The organism is Paenibacillus hemerocallicola, assembly GCF_006265175.1.
GTDB classification, from domain to species: domain Bacteria; phylum Bacillota; class Bacilli; order Paenibacillales; family NBRC-103111; genus Paenibacillus_AB; species Paenibacillus_AB hemerocallicola.
The window spans coordinates 63062-63953 of the sequence record NZ_VDCQ01000063.1 but is presented as its reverse complement, the minus strand read 5'-3'; the positions used below and the strand labels follow the sequence as shown (position 1 = coordinate 63953).

Genomic DNA, 892 nt, shown 5'->3' with positions numbered 1-892 from the left:
CGTCTCCGTCTGCGGATAGGCGTTCGGCTGCTCCGCCCGCACCACCTCGGCCACATCGCCCAGCTTGACCATCTCGCGGATCGCGCCGCCCGGCTTGGCACCCCCCGAGATAGACGCGTCGCGGCCATCCACCACGACCGTGTTGTGCGCCAGTGTCGAGGCGCTCCACTGCCTATACTTCGTATGCGTATATCCGATGTCCGGAAGCAGCTCCTGACCTTGGGCAAACAGCGTCAAATTCAGCGGATCTTTATGATCGTGGCCGTTGTTCGGCGAAAAGCCCATATACAGCATCGTCTGCCCCGACCCCTGGCCGCGCGCCAGCTTGGCGATTCCGCTTGCAGCCAACAGCAGCGAGCCGGTGTCCTGCGGCGCGGGCGGCTTGTAAAACGCCCATGTATCGTTGATCGGCAGCACCCGCCCGTCCGGGTACGTCAGCTTCGCGGCAATGCCCAGCATCGCCGGCAGCTGCGGCAGGCGCTGCAGCAAGTCCAACTGCTCGAACCTCACTCCCGTCCGCGGCGATTCGTACCCGGGCGGATCGCTCCAGCCTGCCGCCTGCTCGGCGGCCCGGCTGAGCAGCAGCGCCGAATCTTTATGGTACGTCACCGACACTTCCTTCCAGAAGCCGTCCATCATATATACGTTGGCCGCGTACTGCTCCACCAGTTCGACCGCCTCGTGCATCAGGGCGGGGTCGTTCAGCGCCTTGGCCAGCGCGATCAAGCCGATGTAGTTCAGCACCTCGTTGTTGTGCTTGATGACCGGAAACGAGTGAAAGTAGTCCAGTGACGGCCGGAACATGTCTTCGACGATCCGTGCGTCGACGTCTTCGCCCAGCTCCGCGTTAAGCAACTCGAAGGCGTTCGTTCGCTTTACGAACGTATAAGCT

At 62.7% G+C, this 892-nt stretch carries 1 protein-coding gene; it reads right to left on the bottom strand.

What is annotated here, in order from left to right; all coding sequences use genetic code 11:
* Nucleotides 1-892, bottom strand: an 892-nt coding sequence (locus tag FE784_RS31795; protein WP_218103844.1) for a heparinase II/III domain-containing protein, incomplete at both ends; no start/stop codon positions are given.